Below are 17065 nucleotides of genomic sequence, written 5' to 3'. Positions count from 1 at the left end.
TTTACCTGTCCAGTACTTCTTTTAAAGGTTTTCCGGTACTAGCATTTGGAAAAGCAATTCCCAGCATCGCTGAAATAGTGGGTGCAATATCTCTAATGTACGTTTTCTCGTAAGTTTCACCTTTCTTAATTCCTTTTCCGTAGAAAAGAAGAGGCGCATGTGTATCGTAAGCGAAACCACTTCCATGAGTGGTTCCTTTATCAGGGTATACAATATAACCAGGATCTATCACAAATACCAGGTCTCCACTACGTTTCTGATTATATCCATTCTGGATAAGTTCTCCTATCTGGTTTGAAAACGCACCGATCTGAAGTTCATTCCTCGTGAATACTCTTGATATTTTCTCCTGTTTCAATAAAAAATGAGACATTTTAGAAGTCACTTCTTCCAAACTAAAATCTTTAGCTATTAATTCATCGTAATTAAGGAAGATCTGGCTGTTGCTTATATTTTTTATAAGACTATCATTTTTGAATGTTTCAGAAGAAAATTTATTCAGTTTTTCCTTCATGGTTAATTCGTCATAATAACCAGCAGGTACTTTTTTAGACTTTAAGTAAGCAGGCACATCTACTCCACCGTGATCTGCAGTCAGGAAAACCACATACTCGCCAGCACCAACCTCAGCATCCAGATATTGTAGAACATCGGCAATATTTTGGTCCAATCTCATGTAGGTATCCTGAATTTCCTTGCTGTTCACTCCAAAGTTATGACCTACATAATCGGTACTGGAAAAACTAAGGGTAAGCACATCTGTAACATTATCCTTTCCAAGCTCTTCACCCTTGATCGCAGCTTTAGCAAATTCTGCAGTAAGATCATTTCCGAAAGGCGTAGCTTTTATAAGATCATATTCACCATTTTCTTTAGCCAGTGCTTTCAAGTCGTAAGGGAAATCTGCAGTTTCTTTTCCGTCGAAACCAAACTCAAATTCATTACGATCCACACCACTTTGCTGATACGTCATAATATCCTTCAACGGCGCCCACTCCTTTAAATAAGATTTGGCTATACCCGATTCGTTGAAATCCTGCACCCATTGAGGTAATTGCTCCATATAGTAAGAGCTGGTGATCCATTTTGCTTCGTCCTTACCATGAAACCAGTAAGCGGCATTAGCTGCGTGACCAGCTGGGAGTATTGCTCCGCGATCCTTTAAGGCTATCCCTATGGTTTTACCCTTTCCCTGAGTTTGCAGCCTGTTCTCATCACCAAAAGTGGTAGATTTCATGCGATGAGGCGACATTTTTCCAGCACGGTCTGTAGTTCCTACAGGATTCACATTATCATCACCGGCACAATAGACAAAGGAATCCTCGAACTTGTCATACCAGTTATTTCCTATGATACCGTGATTTGCTGGAGTTGTCCCGGTGAATACTGAAGCATGCCCGGGGCCGGTATAGGTAGGAACATAATTAAAATGATGATTTTTAAAGTTATAGCCATTATTAACCATTCTCCTAAATCCATTTTCTCCAAATTGATCCCAGAATCGGGTTAGGTAATCATAACGCATCTGGTCTACAACGATACCAACTACTAATTTCGGTTTTTCTTTTGTGATCTGAGAGCTAACTGGTTTAAAACTTATTAGCATCAGTAGTATGATCAAGCTTCGTTTCATTCTGTAAAAGATTAGTTTCAATTCCCAAAATTACTAAACTTGAAACGCTAAAGTTTAATTAAGCGTTAAATACTTTAGAACGAAATTTTAGTATTTTAGCTGGACAAAATTGAATTGATGACGTACCTGTACTCCATTGGGGAATACTTTATAATGCTTAAGGGAGTTTTTGGCAGAATGACCAAAGGCTCGGTTCTAAGAAATCTAATATTTAAGGAGATCAATGAGCTTATTATGGGCTCTATGGGAATTGTATCATTCCTGTCTTTCTTCATAGGTGCGGTTGTCGCGATCCAAACAGCTTTGAACCTCAACAATCCGTTAATTCCAAAATCACTGGTTGCTTTCGCAGCAAGACAGTCGATCATTCTGGAATTTGCTCCCACATTTATCTCCATTATCATGGCGGGTAAGGTTGGATCTTTTATCACTTCCAGTATTGGTTCCATGAGGGTTACGGAGCAGATCGATGCTCTTGAGGTTATGGGTATTAATTCCAAGAACTACCTTATTTTCCCTAAGATCATGGCGATGCTTACGTATCCATTCGTGATCGCCATATCTATGTTCCTGGGAATTGCGGGGGCTTATACAGCTGCAGTTTTTGGTGGTTTTGTGACTAGCGATCAATTTCTTACTGGGTTGCAGGATGATTTCATTGGCTTTCACCTTGTTTACGCTTTTATTAAAACAATATTATTTGCCTTTATTCTCGCTACGGTCCCATCTTATCACGGATATTTTATGAAAGGTGGAGCCCTCGAAGTTGGAGAAGCTTCTACCACCTCATTCGTATGGACAAGTGTGGTCTTGATCATTACCAACTACGTTATAACACAACTTTTATTAAGCTAGCAGATGATACAGGTAAAGAATTTACATAAAGGTTTTAACGGTCAGGAAGTACTAAAAGGTATCGACTATCAATTTGAGCGCGGTAAAACGAACCTAATCATCGGGCAATCTGGATCTGGGAAAAGTGTTTTTCTGAAGTGTATGCTTGGATTGTTCAAACCAGATCAGGGTGCGATAGAATATGACGGTAAACCTTACTCCAACTTTTCAGATGAAGAGCAGAGGGAATTACGAACTGAAATTGGAATGCTGTTTCAGGGTGGAGCGCTTTTCGATTCCATGACCGTTGAAGAGAATGTGATGTTCCCATTGCGAATGTTCACTAATCAGAAGAGAGGTGAAATGCGTGATCGCGTACACGAAGTATTGAAAAGAGTTAATCTCGAAGGAAACGACACTAAAATGCCTTCTGAAATTAGTGGAGGGATGCAGAAAAGGGTAGCGATTGCCAGAGCGATTGTAAATAAACCTAAATATCTTTTCTGCGATGAACCAAACTCGGGTCTGGATCCACAGACAGCCACCATCATTGATAACCTTATACAACAGCTGACTCATGAAAATGAAATTACTACTGTTGTAATTACGCACGATATGAATTCTGTATTAGAGATTGGAGAAAGAATCGCATTTTTAAAAGACGGACTACTAGCCTGGAAAGGTACTAAAGAAGATATATTCCATACTCAGGATAAAACTGTAACAGATTTCGTTTACTCTTCCAATTTATTCAAGAAAGTTCGAGAAGCTCAGCTGAAGGGGCATTAGAAATATAAAGATTTTTGGTAATTCGTAGGACTTGCAGCAGTAGTTTTCTGTTATCGCAAGTTGTGCGATTTTGGCAACTGAATTTTCGGATCAATATTTTCTTTGTCTAATAAAAACAATTTTTCCGCTTTATACCCAGTATAAGATTGACAGTTGTTCTAAACAGACCTAGTTTAATTCTACCGGTAAAAATTCTTGTTCAAGAACTTTTTCAAAAATCAACCATCATTATCTCATTCAAGTTCTATCCAATTACCAATTAGATCTTTAAGATTATTCCATTTCTTTCGCGGTATTTATTCAGCTAAATTTTATACTAGTTTCACATGAAAACTTATCCCAATCAAAATCAGTAGTAAAATCTGTCCTATTCTCCCAATTTTCTGAATTGTTTACAACTTCTTATAGTCGTATAAGTCTAAATTTTGAACTTTCACTCAGTACAGATATTTAAGTGCTCATAAACTCTTGACTAACGAACATTCTTGATCGCTACTGTATCCAGCTTTAATCGCACCTTCATCCACTGACCAAATTTATCTTGCTGAACTTTTAGCTTGTCCCCACGCAAATCTCTATCCCAGGTTACAGTAAAAGTTGGTATCGTATCAGTCTTCTGGAAATTTGTGGTCATAAGATTAGAGTAGCCTATTTCTTCAATGTCTTCATAATTGATCTTAGCTTCCTTACTCAATTCAGTAAAACTGAATTTTTCTCCGCGATATTTAGACAACTCTTTTTCGAGAAGCTCAATTCTTTTATCCTTGTTCGCCATCACTTCCTGATTCTTAACATAAAGATCTTCAAGAATACCGCTTCTCAACTGACTCGACAGCATATCCATATCCTGTGATTGATCTGCTCCCTGGTGGACTATCAGTTCAGCATCTGCCAGTGCTTCAATCTCTTTCATCTGGCTCTTCCAGGTTTCGATCGTGGCATTCGGAACAGGGTTCCCAATAAAATAGATATCAACTTCCTTATCCTTAAAATCACTGGTATTTTTGATGATTTCAGCTCCGTTATATCTTAGGTTATTTGTAATGAACTCCTCAGCCTTACTATGATAAACCTGCTCTCTTAAAAGCTTAACAAATAAAACAACACTCGGGATCATTACGATAATGGCTATAGTAGATGCAATCTGCGCGATTCTCTTCCTTCGCTTGCTATTGGCATAACGTACTAATGGAAAACCAAGTAATTTGGCAACCACAAATGTAGATAGCGCTATAAATACGGCATTAATTGAAAATAAATATAATGCTCCAAGAGCATATTCCCATTTAGCATTGGCAATACCGTATCCTACAGTACACAGCGGTGGCATCAAAGCTGTTGCAATCGCAACTCCAAGTATCACACTGGCAATGGTTCCTCTTTTCGTCTTCGCCACTATTAGCGCTAAACCACCAAAAATCGCTACCAGCACATCCAGTATGGTAGGATATGTTCTGGCTACAAGCTCCGGTGTTTCGTTCTTAACGGGTGAGATAAAGAAGTAAACAGTGGCAGTTAAAACACTAAGCCCAACCATTATTCCCAGGTTGACAAATGAACGTCTGAGTGTATCCACATCGTTTATAGCTACCGCCATTCCAATTCCTACAATAGGACCCATTAATGGAGAGATAAGCATGGCACCGATAACTACAGCAGTGCTACTTACGTTTAGACCAATAGACGCTACAAAAATGGAGAAAATAAGGATCCAGGCGTTGTGTCCTTTAAAGGAAATATCCTTCTGCACAGCCTCTACCGTAGATTCTCTATCGGTATCCGGACGTATATCCAGCAATCGGCTCAGGAAATTTCTTGCCTGGCTGCTTATTTGCTTCGCATCCTTACTAAGGTTTTCTGAAACCTTCTCTTTCGGCTCTTCCTTAAGAGCTTGTTTTTCTTCCATCTTAACCTAATTCTACACCAAATTTGTCCATCACCGTTTTACGCCATTCTTTAATCCCCTGTTCGTTGGATTTGGGAACGATCATAAGCACGTCCTTATCTTCTACGATTATATAGTCATCAAGTCCCTGAATCACTACCAATTTATTTCCAGAGGTAGAGATGATGTTATTACTTGCATCCTTCGAAAGCACTCGGGCCTTCATTAAGGTATTCCCGTCTTCATCTGCTGGTAGCTCAGACTGGACAGATGACCAGGTTCCCAGGTCATTCCAGTCAAAACTGGCAGGGATCATATATACTTTATCCGACTTTTCCATGATACCGTAATCAATAGAAATATTAGCTGCCAAATGATAGTTCTCCTTTATAAATTTTTTTTCTTCCGTAGTATTCAAGAGTTTTTCGGCCTTCGCGAACAGGTCATACATTTCACGCAAATGAGTCTTGAAATTTGCAATGATCGTCTCCGCCCGCCAGATAAAAATACCCGCGTTCCAGGCATAATTCCCTGCATCCAGAAATTCCTGAGCTTTCTTCTCGCCAGGCTTTTCAGTAAATTTAATTACTGGTTTAACCTCAGCAGCTTCATCTTTATCATACTCTATATAGCCATAACCAGTATTGGGGCTATTAGGCTGAATCCCGAGAGTGATAAGCTTATCATTATTTTCAACCTCTAAAAAGGCCTTTTCCAAAGCTGTAATGAAATCCTCCTCTTCCTTAATCCAATGGTCACTTGGAGCAACCACAATACTGGCATCTGGATTTTTATCGTAGATCTTCATGGACCCCAGTAAAATGCTGGGTGCAGTATTTCTCATAGCCGGTTCTCCAACAATTTGATCATCGTGGATCGAACTAATCTGTTCCTTAATCACATCTACATAATCTTCATTCGTAAGCACGTAGATGTTTTCCTGGGGAATTAATCTCGACAGTCTTTTAAAAGTGGTTTGAAATAGAGTTTCACCAACAGCAAGTATGTCCAGAAATTGCTTGGGAGAAGACTTCTTGCTGGCGGGCCAGAACCTGGAACCGACTCCACCGGCCATAAGGATAGCATAATAATTGTCTTTCTTGGTTCCAGTCATATTTAAACTTTTAGCAGTTCTACTTCAGCATTAGGCTGAAACAAATATATACGTCCGGTATCAATTTCCAGACATTCAAATCTTTTTACTTTTCTAGGCCCTTTCTTGAAGGTTTTACCATTATGAATTCTGAAAATGCTACCAGAAGGGATCTCAAAAACATAGTTCTTATCATTTTCGGCATCATAGCTTTTCAATGCTACTGAAAGATGTGCATCTGTATCACTTGAAGCTTTAGGGTTTCTGAAGTGATTTGCTATCACTGGCAATAAAGAACCTGGAAAAACCTCGGGCCTGATGAAAGGTAACATTAAACTTCTAAAACAATGTTTCCATTCCTGGCCATGTGGTTTGATACTTCTTCCATATTTTTCGAAAGCTACCAGATGTGCGATCTCGTGTACTGTGGTAATTAGAAATCTATATTTATTCAAATTAGAATTGATGGTAATTTGCTGAGACCCATCTGGCATTCTCCGGTAATCTCCATGCCTGGTCACTCTTTCGTTTACAATCTTCAAATGAACCGAATGCAACCTGATCATTTCAGAAATAGGTTCCACAGCAGTAGCCGGAAGATATTTTGAAAGAATTTCTCTCATAAATTATGGAGTACTATTAGAAACCTGCATGATCTTGCCATTGTAGAACTGCTGACCGTTCTGACTAAAATCGGCTATATAACTCGCCATTTTTTCCGCAGAAATCGGTGCCTCGTAACCAGGAAAAGCTTCTTCAAGCATCTCAGTTTGAACAGCACCTAAGGCAAGAACATTGAAGGCTGGACCATTCTCTTTGTATTCTTCAGCAAGTAGCTCAGTAAGTGTAATCAGCGCTCCCTTACTTGAACTATAAGCAGCAAGTCCCGGGAACTTCATACTTCCCTGTATTCCACCCATACTACTAACATTAACAACATGTCCTCCAGTGTTCATAAATGGCAATAACTGGCGGGTAAGCTCAGCGACTCCTATCACATTCACTTTATATACTTCTGAAAAATCCTCCATGGTAGACTCAGCAAAAGGTTTATTTAAAAGTGTTCCTGCATTATTTATTAGAATATCAACTTTAGAGTCCCATCTATCAGCGATCCATTTACCAACACTTTCAATCTCAGAAACACTGGTAATATCGAATGCGAGCGCATTCACTTGGTCAAGGCATAGATTTTTGACTGGTTCATTATTTCTGGAAAGTGCCAGTACTTCGTGACCCTGTTCTGCAAAGATCTTCACCATTTCGAATCCAATTCCACGACTGGTTCCGGTAATCACAATTTTACTCATCACCCATCATTTTAATTTCTTTCTCTTCAGAATTTGCCATTTTGGTAAGTCCTGGGATTAATGCACTGATGAGCTCAGACATGAATTCCGGATCAAGTTTTTCGGCTTCATCATCTACGTGATGGTAGTAATTATAATTTGAAAAATCGAAAGTAGAAACAGTTTGTGACGGCACACCAAAGGTTTCATAGAATGGGTAGTTGTCGCTTCGTTTGAATAAGCTCATTTGCTGCGCTTGCGGCAAAAATCCAAGCACCTTCTCACCATTAGAATATTCATTGAATTTTTCAGCCAGGTTAGATTTTTCAAATCCGGTGAGATACGCCTTGTAATCTTTGGCTTTCATGGGAACTCCAATCATTTCAATATTGAACATGACATAAAGATCAAGCTCTTCAGATTTTAGTTTATTGGCAAGATGTTTTGAGCCTACCAACCCCATCTCTTCCGCAGAAAATAAAGTAAACAGGATGCTTCTCTTATTATTTTTCAGCTTAGCGAACTCTTTTGCCAGCGCGAGGACTGCAACGGTACCCGCAGCATTATCATTAGCACCATTCGCTATAGCATCGCCATCCACCGGTTTTCCTTCACCAATATGGTCGTAATGAGCTCCTATCACGATAAACTCATTTTTGAGCTTTTCGTCACTTCCCTCAAGGTATCCTACAATATTAAATCCATCGATATTTTTAACCTGAAAACTATCCCGGTAAGTTTCAAAATATGGCTTAATTCCGGCGGTTTTAAATTCTTTTTCTATAAAGCTGGCGGCCTCTTCAATTCCGGCTGTACCGGTCTTTCTGCCCAATAGATCATCTGAACTTAAGTATTCCAGATGCTCTGCAACCTCTTTACTGTCTATAACATTCTCAGTAGTTTGCGCATTACAGGATAATAATCCTGCAACTACCATTGTCAAACCAGCTATTTTACCTTTATATGTTGTATTTCTCATAAAGTTAAAGATAAAAAAATCCCGCAATTATGCGGGATTCAAATATAGTTATGACGGCTAAACTTATGCCAGCATTGTCACTGGGTTTTCCATATATGTTTTTAAAGTTTGCAGGAACTGTGCTCCTGTTGCTCCATCTACTGTACGGTGGTCACAAGCAAGGGTAAGTTTCATGGTGTTACCAACTACGATCTCCCCATTTCTAACTACAGGCTTCTCTACAATCGTTCCAACAGAAAGAATTGCTGAGTTTGGCTGATTGATAATACTTGTGAATTCTACAATCCCAAACATTCCAAGATTAGAAACAGTAAAAGTACTTCCTTCCATTTCGGCTGGTTGTATCTTTTTATTTCTAGCTTTCCCGGCAAGGTCTTTAACATTACCTCCAATTTGAGTAAGAGACATTTGATCAGCAAACTTAAGTACTGGAACTACCAATCCTTCATCGACTGCAACTGCAAATCCCATGTGGATATGATTGGCAAGTTTCATCGTGTCACCTGTCCACTGGCTGTTCACCTGCGGGTGCTTTCTTAAGGCCATTGCTGAAGCTTTGATCACCATATCATTGAAAGACACCTTAACATCAGGCATCTCGTTGATATGCTTGCGTGAAGCCATCGCGTTCGCCATGTCTACTTCTATCGTAAGATAGTAATGTGGTGCTGTAAATTTAGACTCTCCAAGTCTTTTGGCGATCGTTTTACGCATTGGAGAGTTTTTACGCTCCTCATAGCTTTCTTCACCTGCTGGAGTGTATGGCTGTACTGAAGCAGTAGTTTCTTTTGAAGAATCTGATTTTGCTTCTGTAACAGCTTCCTTCTTTTCAGCTCCTTTAAAGTTTTCGATATCTTTTTTAACGATTCTTCCATTCTCTCCGGAACCATCTACATCTGCAAGATCGATTCCTTTATCTTCGGCCATTTTCTTAGCCAGAGGGGAAGCAAAAATTCGTTTTCCATCGTTAGATGAAGAAGAATCACTCGATTTCTTATCTTCTTTTTCCTCCTTATCTGAATCTTTCGATTCGTCTTTTTGTTTTTCTTCGGAAGAATCTGAAGATTTCTTCTTGGCTGAAGTGTCTGTAGAACCATCAATGCCAGAAACATCTGTTCCTTCAGGTCCAATAATAGCTAGTAAGCTATCAACTTTCGCAGATTCACCTTCCTGGATACCGATCTTTAGAAGTGTTCCTTCATAGAAAGATTCGAATTCCATCGTTGCTTTATCTGTTTCGATTTCAGCAAGAATATCGCCTTCTTCTACTTTATCCCCTTCCTGCTTCAGCCAGGCCGCAACAGTTCCTTCTTCCATTGTATCACTAAGACGTGGCATTTTTACCACCTCAACTCCTTCAGGAATAGCTCCTGAAGAATCAGAATCATCAGAAGAGTCGTTATCTGAATCAGATTTACTCTCTTCCTTATCCTTTTTATCATTTTTCTTCTCTTCGGAATCATCATCTGAAGAATCTTTAGCCTCTTCTTTATCTTCCGAAGAATCTGAAGATTTTCCACCACCTTCAATAAGGTCTGAAATATCTTCCCCTTCTTCTCCAATAATTGCCAGAAGCTCGTCAACTGGTGCGCCGTCTCCCTCTTCAACACCTATATGAAGCAAAGTACCATCATAGAAAGATTCAAACTCCATCGTCGCCTTATCGGTCTCGATCTCTGCAAGAATGTCTCCCTCTTCTACTTTATCTCCTTTTTTCTTTAACCACTTTGCAACGGTACCCTCTTCCATGGTATCGCTCAAACGCGGCATTTTGATAACTTCTGCCATAGTTTAATCTAATTTATGTGCTAGAAATGGATAATCTTCCTGTTCGTAAACAACATCGTACATGATGTTCTTATCTGGGAAATCTGACTCATCTGCAAATTTCTCACACTCTGCCACTCTTTCCTTTACTCGCTTATCGATCTCCTTGATCTCTTTATCTGAAGCGTATTTTTTATCCTGTATGATCTTCTTCACCTTAGTGATTGGATCTAGTTTTTGATAATCGGCTACCTCATCCTTAGTTCTGTACTTCTGAGCATCACTCATAGAGTGACCTCTGTATCGGTAAGTTTTCAACTCAAGGAAAGTTGGACCGTCACCTTTACGAGCACGTGTGATCGCTTCATCCAAAGCTTCAGCAACCTTTACTGGATCCATAGCGTCTACAGGACCACATGGCATTTCGTAACCATTACCTAACTTCCAGATCTCTGTATCTTTAGAAGTACGAGCTACAGATGTTCCCATCGCGTATCCGTTATTTTCAACACAAAATACAACTGGAAGGTTCCAGTTTACAGCCATATTCAGAGTTTCATGAAGAGAACCCTGTCTAACAGCACCGTCACCCATGAAAGTTAGAGTTACGTTATCCCTTTTGTGGTATTTATCTGCAAAGGCCAAACCGGCTCCTAGTGGAATCTGACCACCAACGATCCCGTGACCCCCGTAAAATCTATGTTCTTTTGCGAAAATGTGCATAGAACCGCCAAGTCCCATAGATGTTCCAGTCTTCTTACCGTAAAGCTCTGCCATCACCCTTTTTGGATCCACACCCATACCTATTGGCTGAACGTGATTTCGGTAAGCAGTGATCATACGATCTTTCTCAAGATCCATCGCATGCAATGCTCCGGCTAAAATTGCTTCCTGCCCATTATATAAATGTAAAAATCCTCTAACTTTCTGTTGAATATAAACCTGCGCAAGCTTGTCTTCAAATTTACGCCAGAACAACATATCCTCGTACCACTTTAAGTATGTGGCTTTTGTAATTTTCTTCATCTAAAATTTATATTTAAAAGGCCAGACAGATTGGTTTTGCCGAGCGGATAACAAAAATACTATTTTCAGCAAGAAACGAAAACAGTTTTAAAGCAAAAAATTACGAAAACCTTATAGACAATTACTGTCAAAAACTAAAGGCAGAATCTCGGCAACCGATGCTGCTTTCATCACCTCTCCGGTTTCACCCATAAAATATAACTCGATAGCTTCCTTTTGCTTTACTTCGTATTCTACCAATGCCTGCCTGCAAGCTCCGCAAGGTGGTACCGGTTTGGTGATTTCCTGGTTCAAAGAACGAGCAGTAATTGCGATCTTCAGGATTCTGGACCCAGGAAACTTTGCGCCAGCATAATAAACAGCGGTTCTTTCAGCACAAAGACCAGAAGGATAGGATGCATTTTCCTGATTGCTCCCAACAACAACCTCACCGTTATCCAGTAAAATCGCGGCACCTACTTTAAATTTCGAGTATGGTGCGTATGCTTGATCTCTTACTTCAACAGCCTGCTTCATAAGATCCTGTAATTCTTCGGAAAGCTCCTGCGCAGAATCATAAACCTCGAGGCTGGTAGTAATATCTAATTTTTTCATTAGTAATTATTAAAGACAACAAAATCGGAAACCCACAGGATCCCCGATTTGTTTATAATTTGAAATGTTTTATTTAATTATTGAAAGTATCGCCAAAATTATAGCTCAAACCGAATCTAAGCGTTCCTTCCAGTGGACTAGGCACTGTAGAGGTCGAGAATAAATATGAAGCATCGATCACTACAGATTCATAAGCGAAGCCAGCTCCAAGTGCAAAGAATTTTCTAAAACCTTTTTGATCACTTTCGTTAAAATAACCTGCTCTCAAAGCAAATTTCTCCTGATACCAGTATTCCGCTCCTACTGCAACGGTCACCTCTTTCAATTCTTCTGAAAAACCATCTGGAGCATCTCCGAAAGATTCGAAAATACCACCAATGGAACTGGTTTCGTTATAAATAAGATCATCTTCAGCAGATATTTGTCCATCACCATTAAAATCCTGCGGAGTTGGAACCAGAAGTTTATTAAATTCTACGTAAGTCCCTAATTTATTATCCACATCAAAAATAAAATCAAAACCACCTCCAAGCTTTAAATTGGTTGGTATGAAGTTTTCCTGACCTGCATCATCATACTTCATTTTAGGTCCAATGTTCGCAATGTTTGCACCTAATCTCCATTGCCCGTCAAAACCTCCAAAGGTTAGATTGGCACTCTGATAATATGCGGCTACATCCACTCCAAAGGTAGAGGCCGGTCCAAGATCCTCGTTATCCTGTAAACCAAGATCAGATCGTAAGTACCGGCCGGCTACAGCCATGGAAATATAATCACTTAGCTTTAAGGAATAAGAAATATCAAAAGTAAGTTCGTTAGGATTCACAAGGATTGGCATCTGCTCGAAGATCTCTCTGGTTTCAATAGAACCAAGGCTGAAATATCTTAGCGAGGCTGCGGCCGCACTTCTATCATCGATCTTATGGAAATAGTTTAAGCTACCAAGAAAGATATCATTCACTATTTCACTGAGGTAAGGAGTATAAGAAACAGAAACTCCATTTTCACTGTTAGCAAAAGCATATTTTGCTGGATTCCATTGTTGAGAGAACACATCTGGAGAAGTAGCGACTCCCTGGTCTCCCATCCCTGCAGCTCTGGCATCTGCCGCTACAAGCAAAAAGGGAACAGCCGTAGTTATCACACGATCCCCACTATCCTCCTGTGCAAATATTGAAAAGTCGACAAGAAAGATAGTCGCGATCAATAAGATTGTAGTTTTTTTCATTTTCCTTATGAATGAATGATAAACAAATATATAGTAATATTCCTGTTAAGAAAGCACCATTTAGCTAAAATGCCTTAGACAGGGGTCGATCAGAAGCTTATGTGAGATAACTAAACCTTAAATAGTTATAACTCAATATACGACCATTTATTGCAATTTATGAGTATAAATTAAAATTACGGGAATGAAATATACATACAACTGCAATTTTTCATTTTCCTTTCCGTTTTGAAAACCAGATAATCATGAAATTCTAACAGTCTAGTAACTAAGCTTCTATAAATCATTGTTACCTATATCTATATCAGGCAGTTATAGCTTTCAGCGAGCTTTTAGAATTAACAAAATAATCTTGTACTTTTATCGTTAATTAGTATATTGCAAAGCCTAATTTTCTATCATTTAAGAAGGGAATACTATGAATTTGAATGTAGCTTTTAAAGCCGTAATTGCTGTGGTTTGTGGCGTAAGCTTACTGAGCTGTAATAAATCGAACAATTACAAAAATACCTCAAGAGCAACCGGTTGGGATATCAATTCTGACGAAGGTGGCTTTCAATACAATACAGATTATAAAGAGCAGGATGCTGCACCGGGTCTTGTATTTGTAGAAGGAGGAACCTATACAATGGGACGCGTTGCCGATGATCCTATGCACGATTGGAATAACACTCCAACCCAACAACACGTGCAGTCATTCTACATGGATGAAACCGAGGTGACCAATAAAATGTATCTTGAATATCTTGATTGGCTAAGAAAAGTTTTTCCACCAAGTGAAGAGAATTACAAAAACATTTACACCGGTGCTTTACCGGATACCCTTGTATGGAGAAACCGTTTAGGATATAATGAGACTATGGTAACCAACTACCTTCGTCACCCGGCATATGCTGAGTACCCGGTAGTAGGAGTTAGCTGGATACAGGCTGTGGAATTCAGTAAATGGAGAACAGACCGTGTAAATGAAAGCAATCTTGAAAAAGAAGGTTTTATAAAGAAAGGTGCAAGATATACAGATGTTGCTGCAGGTACAACTTTCAACACCGACACCTATATTCATTCTCCTAGCAAGGCTTACGGAGGTAATACCGACATTAGCCAGGGTGGAGACGAATCTCAGGATAGACTTTCTGAAACTAATGAAGCAGGAAATCCTATCAAAAAGGTTTACCCAGGTCGCGAAAGTGGTTTAATTTATCCTGAATACAGACTTCCAACTGAAGCAGAATGGGAATATGCTGCACTGGGCCTTACAGGAATTAGAAGTTATAATACTTATCGTGGACGTAAGAAATATCCATGGGATGGACAGTACACCAGAAATGGTGATGTAAAGAAAATGGGAGATCAGTTGGCTAACTTTAAGCAAGGTGATGGTGACTATGGCGGAATTGCCGGATGGAGTGATGATGGAGCAGATATTACTGCTGAAGTAAAATCTTACGAGCCTAACGATTTTGGCCTGTATGATATGGCTGGAAACGTTTCTGAATGGGTAGCTGATGTTTACAGACCTATAGTAGATGATGAATTCAACGATTTTAACTACTACCGTGGTAACGTTTACACCAAACATGCTATCAATGAAGATGGCTCAGTAAAAGTAGTAGGCACAGATGATGTTGTTTACGACACTTTAAGTAACGGGAAACTGGTAGCAAGAAATCTTCCAGGTGAAATTGCTCAGGTAGCAGTTACCGAAGAGGATACTTACATGAGAACTAACTTCACAGATAGTGACCAGAGAAACTTCCGTGATGGTGATAAGAGCTCTAGCAGATATTACCAGGCATTTCAGCAAGATGATGAAGACCCTAACAAGAGAATGTATAACTCTCCTAAATATGACAATTTCACTTACGCTGATAGTAGTTCTGATGCTTCCCTGTCTAAAAGAGGATATGACACGGAGAAAAGAACAACGCTTGTTAGCGATGAAGTAAGAGTATATAAAGGTGGTAGCTGGAGAGATCGTGCTTACTGGCTGGATCCGGCACAAAGAAGATATTTCCCGCAGGATATGGCAACAGACTATATTGGTTTTAGAAACGCTATGTCCAGAGTTGGTTCGAAGTCTCTTAATGACAATAAAACCGCAAGAAGCAACTAGACTTCCTGAACATAAAATAAACTTAAAGCCCTAACTTGTTTAGGGCTTTTTTTATAGATTTATTTCATGAATACAGCCAGACTACACCAACGCTTCTTATTATGCAGTGGAGCAAACACAGATACCAGAAAAATAAAACAAGGTTCCATGTACTTCGCTCTTAAGGGCGAAAACTTCGACGGAAACCTATTTGCGGCAGATGCGCTTGCTGCGGGCGCACGTTACGTGGTTGTTGATGATAAATTGGTTGCCGAGTCCAGTGAACAATACATATTAGTAAAGAACGTACTTGAATCATTACAAAAGCTAGCGCTGTTCCATAGAAATTATTTAGGCATTCCAATTTTGGCAATTACTGGAAGTAACGGCAAAACGACAACTAAAGAGTTAATCAACGCAGTACTTTCCAGAAAATTCAAAACCATTGCTACGCACGGTAATTTAAATAATCATATCGGAGTGCCACTTACCTTGCTATCCATGGATCAGCAAACTGAATTCGGGATCGTTGAAATGGGTGCGAACCATCCATTAGAGATTGCCTTTTTATGCACCATCGCAAATCCAGATTATGGGTATATTACAAACTTTGGTAAAGCCCACCTGGAAGGATTCGGTAGTCTTGAAGGTGTTATAAAAGCGAAGACAGAACTGTATCATTATCTACAGGAAGAGACCAAACTTATATTCCTGAATCTGGATGACGAGGTACAACAAAAGCACAGGAACTATAAGCATACGTTTGCATTTGGTGAAAATCCTGAATCTGAAGTTCAGGTAAAATATCTGGACGGCGAGAAATACGCCGGTTTACATTATAACCAAACCGACTTCATCAGCAAACTTACTGGTAATTTTAATGGTCGGAATATGGCCGCTGCCTTGTGTATTGGACTCTACTTTAAGGTCCCATTTGATGAGATAGACAAAGCGATTGCCGCATATTCGCCAGATAATAATAGATCTGAGATGATAGAAGCAGGAAGCAACACGATTATTCTGGATGCTTACAATGCAAATCCAACTAGCATGCAGGCAGCGCTTCAAAACTTTACGAGCTTAAAAACTGACAAACAAAAAATAGCCATTCTTGGAGATATGTTCGAATTAGGAAGTTCTGCACCGGTAGAGCATCAAACGATCATTACAGATGCCGAAAACGGCAATCTGACCGAGATATACCTGCTTGGAGATAATTTTAATCTAACTGAAACTTCCAGCAGCTTTACTTTTAAATTCAAGTCGATGGAAGCCTTGAAAAATCACCTGGAAGAAACGAATTTTAAGAACTGTTATTTTTTGATCAAGGGCTCAAGAGGAATGGCTCTCGAAAGAGTGCTGGAAAATATTCCCGCAGAAAAGTCCAGTAAGAAGTAAGCTAAAATAGTGTGTAATCTATCGTAAAGCGGCATCATCTATTCGAAAGGAGCTAAGACTGTATGCTAATTCGCGTTAGTTTCGCACTATGATAAAGAAACAATACAAGATTCTGATATCAGCTTTAGGCGTCACGGTCATAGCACTTATCATTTTGATAAGCACCTTGCTTTCGTAAAGCTGTAAAATAAAATATATAAATAAAAGGTTCCCTCGGGAACCTTTTTTAGTTTCAACGAAATTTAACCTCAATAGTGAGTGATACTGGATTCGAACCAGTGACCCCTACCCTGTCAAGGTAGTGCTCTGAACCAACTGAGCTAATCACCCTTAATATCAAATATAGAAAAACAAAAGACATTGCATAAAAAAAGGCTTCCAAATATGGAAGCCTTTTTAATAAGTGGGCGCGAAGGGATTCGAACCCCTGACCCCTTGGGTGTAAACCAAGTGCTCTG

14 protein-coding genes and 1 tRNA gene are annotated in these 17065 nt (G+C 39.4%); 4 read left to right on the top strand and 11 right to left on the bottom strand.

The features are described from left to right. Position 1: 1 nt before the first annotated feature. Positions 2–1633, bottom strand: coding sequence for an alkaline phosphatase PafA (gene pafA / locus QZ620_RS01215; RefSeq protein ID WP_295178209.1), 1632 nt, complete (start codon positions 1631–1633; stop codon positions 2–4). Positions 1634–1750: 117 nt separating this feature from the next. Between pafA and QZ620_RS01210 the strand changes: the two genes are divergently transcribed. Further along, a complete protein-coding gene (locus QZ620_RS01210; RefSeq protein ID WP_295178207.1) occupies positions 1751–2488 on the top strand; it encodes an ABC transporter permease in 738 nt (245 codons plus the stop codon). Between the two features lie 3 nt (positions 2489–2491). After that, a complete protein-coding gene (locus QZ620_RS01205; RefSeq protein WP_295178205.1) occupies positions 2492–3256 on the top strand; it encodes an ABC transporter ATP-binding protein in 765 nt (254 codons plus the stop codon). A gap of 472 nt (positions 3257–3728) precedes the next feature. On the opposite strand, the gene QZ620_RS01200 is transcribed toward QZ620_RS01205, so the two are convergent. The 9 genes from QZ620_RS01200 to porV form a co-directional block, all read right to left on the bottom strand. Then, positions 3729–5162 (bottom strand): DUF389 domain-containing protein, encoded by a 1434-nt coding sequence (locus tag QZ620_RS01200; protein WP_295178202.1) that lies wholly within the window; start codon positions 5160–5162, stop codon positions 3729–3731. A gap of 1 nt (position 5163) precedes the next feature. After that, positions 5164–6255 carry a mannose-1-phosphate guanylyltransferase gene (locus tag QZ620_RS01195; protein WP_295178200.1) on the bottom strand — a complete coding sequence of 364 codons (1092 nt, stop codon included), beginning with the start codon at positions 6253–6255 and terminating at the stop codon, positions 5164–5166. A gap of 2 nt (positions 6256–6257) precedes the next feature. Beyond that, positions 6258–6857 (bottom strand): SprT-like domain-containing protein, encoded by a 600-nt coding sequence (locus QZ620_RS01190; RefSeq protein ID WP_295178199.1) that lies wholly within the window; start codon positions 6855–6857, stop codon positions 6258–6260. 3 nt (positions 6858–6860) lie between these two features. Continuing rightward, positions 6861–7544 carry an SDR family oxidoreductase gene (locus tag QZ620_RS01185; protein WP_295178197.1) on the bottom strand — a complete coding sequence of 228 codons (684 nt, stop codon included), beginning with the start codon at positions 7542–7544 and terminating at the stop codon, positions 6861–6863. Next, positions 7537–8502: a M20/M25/M40 family metallo-hydrolase gene (locus tag QZ620_RS01180; protein ID WP_295178195.1), complete on the bottom strand. Its 966-nt coding sequence runs from the start codon at positions 8500–8502 to the stop codon at positions 7537–7539. Before QZ620_RS01180 ends, QZ620_RS01185 begins: the two co-directional genes overlap by 8 nt. 63 nt (positions 8503–8565) lie before the next feature. Next, complete coding sequence (locus QZ620_RS01175; protein ID WP_295178193.1) at positions 8566–10290, bottom strand: pyruvate dehydrogenase complex dihydrolipoamide acetyltransferase; 1725 nt, start codon at positions 10288–10290, stop codon at positions 8566–8568. Between the two features lie 3 nt (positions 10291–10293). Then, complete coding sequence (pdhA, locus tag QZ620_RS01170; protein ID WP_295178191.1) at positions 10294–11295, bottom strand: pyruvate dehydrogenase (acetyl-transferring) E1 component subunit alpha; 1002 nt, start codon at positions 11293–11295, stop codon at positions 10294–10296. Positions 11296–11406: 111 nt separating this feature from the next. Then, positions 11407–11889, bottom strand: a complete 483-nt coding sequence (cdd, locus tag QZ620_RS01165; RefSeq protein WP_295178190.1) for a cytidine deaminase — start codon at positions 11887–11889, stop codon at positions 11407–11409. Positions 11890–11962: 73 nt separating this feature from the next. Then, entirely contained in the window at positions 11963–13117 is a 1155-nt protein-coding gene (gene porV / locus QZ620_RS01160) for a type IX secretion system outer membrane channel protein PorV (RefSeq protein ID WP_295178188.1), read from the bottom strand. A gap of 418 nt (positions 13118–13535) precedes the next feature. Between porV and gldJ the strand changes: the two genes are divergently transcribed. Together gldJ and murF are read left to right on the top strand one after the other, a co-directional pair. Next, positions 13536–15230, top strand: coding sequence for a gliding motility lipoprotein GldJ (gldJ, locus tag QZ620_RS01155; protein ID WP_295178186.1), 1695 nt, complete (start codon positions 13536–13538; stop codon positions 15228–15230). A 66-nt stretch (positions 15231–15296) separates the two neighbouring features. Beyond that, complete coding sequence (gene murF / locus QZ620_RS01150) at positions 15297–16607, top strand: UDP-N-acetylmuramoyl-tripeptide--D-alanyl-D-alanine ligase (protein WP_295178183.1); 1311 nt, start codon at positions 15297–15299, stop codon at positions 16605–16607. Between the two features lie 255 nt (positions 16608–16862). Here murF and QZ620_RS01145 read toward each other — a convergent pair. Then, positions 16863–16937: transfer RNA gene (locus QZ620_RS01145), tRNA-Val, on the bottom strand. Between the last annotated feature and the right edge of the window lie 128 nt (positions 16938–17065).

It is taken from the genome of uncultured Christiangramia sp. (assembly GCF_913046405.1).
GTDB classification, from domain to species: domain Bacteria; phylum Bacteroidota; class Bacteroidia; order Flavobacteriales; family Flavobacteriaceae; genus Christiangramia; species Christiangramia marina.
Note: the sequence above shows the minus strand (reverse complement) of the source record. Positions and strands in the feature narration are given on the sequence as shown.

Excerpts from the sequence above, each read along its gene's own strand:
- pafA (WP_295178209.1), bottom strand. The coding sequence starts at position 1,633 with ATGAAACGAAGCTTGATCATACTACTGATGCTAATAAGTTTTAAACCA.
- QZ620_RS01210 (WP_295178207.1), top strand. The coding sequence starts at position 1,751 with ATGACGTACCTGTACTCCATTGGGGAATACTTTATAATGCTTAAGGGA.
- QZ620_RS01205 (WP_295178205.1), top strand. The coding sequence starts at position 2,492 with ATGATACAGGTAAAGAATTTACATAAAGGTTTTAACGGTCAGGAAGTA.
- QZ620_RS01200 (WP_295178202.1), bottom strand. The coding sequence starts at position 5,162 with ATGGAAGAAAAACAAGCTCTTAAGGAAGAGCCGAAAGAGAAGGTTTCA.
- QZ620_RS01195 (WP_295178200.1), bottom strand. The coding sequence starts at position 6,255 with ATGACTGGAACCAAGAAAGACAATTATTATGCTATCCTTATGGCCGGT.
- QZ620_RS01190 (WP_295178199.1), bottom strand. The coding sequence starts at position 6,857 with ATGAGAGAAATTCTTTCAAAATATCTTCCGGCTACTGCTGTGGAACCT.
- QZ620_RS01185 (WP_295178197.1), bottom strand. The coding sequence starts at position 7,544 with ATGAGTAAAATTGTGATTACCGGAACCAGTCGTGGAATTGGATTCGAA.
- QZ620_RS01180 (WP_295178195.1), bottom strand. The coding sequence starts at position 8,502 with ATGAGAAATACAACATATAAAGGTAAAATAGCTGGTTTGACAATGGTA.
- QZ620_RS01175 (WP_295178193.1), bottom strand. The coding sequence starts at position 10,290 with ATGGCAGAAGTTATCAAAATGCCGCGTTTGAGCGATACCATGGAAGAG.
- pdhA (WP_295178191.1), bottom strand. The coding sequence starts at position 11,295 with ATGAAGAAAATTACAAAAGCCACATACTTAAAGTGGTACGAGGATATG.
- cdd (WP_295178190.1), bottom strand. The coding sequence starts at position 11,889 with ATGAAAAAATTAGATATTACTACCAGCCTCGAGGTTTATGATTCTGCG.
- porV (WP_295178188.1), bottom strand. The coding sequence starts at position 13,117 with ATGAAAAAAACTACAATCTTATTGATCGCGACTATCTTTCTTGTCGAC.
- gldJ (WP_295178186.1), top strand. The coding sequence starts at position 13,536 with ATGAATTTGAATGTAGCTTTTAAAGCCGTAATTGCTGTGGTTTGTGGC.
- murF (WP_295178183.1), top strand. The coding sequence starts at position 15,297 with ATGAATACAGCCAGACTACACCAACGCTTCTTATTATGCAGTGGAGCA.